Consider the following 335-nt stretch of genomic DNA (forward strand, 5'->3'; position numbering starts at 1 on the left):
GGCTACATCTCTCCCAAACTGTTTGATTCCTTATTTGACGACGGCATTCAGCTGGTACATGGAATTAAGACGAATATGAAGAACAGGCTTATGTCCTTTTATGACAAGATGATGCTCAGAAAGAGGTATATCATTGAGACGATTAACGATCTGCTCAAAAACAAAGCACAGCTTGTGCATTCCAGACATCGTTCGATAACGAATTTCCTAGTAAATCTGGTGGCTGTACTGGGTGCTTATTGTTTCTTTGAAAACAAACCGGATGCATTGCAAGGATACTATATTGAGGACTCAAAACAACTGGCCTTATTCTAAACTTATCCCGAACTCAGGTA

Annotated in this window: 1 protein-coding gene; it reads left to right on the plus strand. The window is 40.0% G+C overall.

The window, feature by feature from the left end:
• On the plus strand, positions 1 to 315 hold a 315-nt coding region (locus N784_RS15825; RefSeq protein ID WP_036836580.1), incomplete at its 5' end, for a transposase.
• Between the last annotated feature and the right edge of the window lie 20 nt (positions 316 to 335).

The sequence above is a fragment of the Pontibacillus litoralis JSM 072002 genome (assembly GCF_000775615.1).
GTDB lineage: Bacteria > Bacillota > Bacilli > Bacillales > BH030062 > Pontibacillus > Pontibacillus litoralis.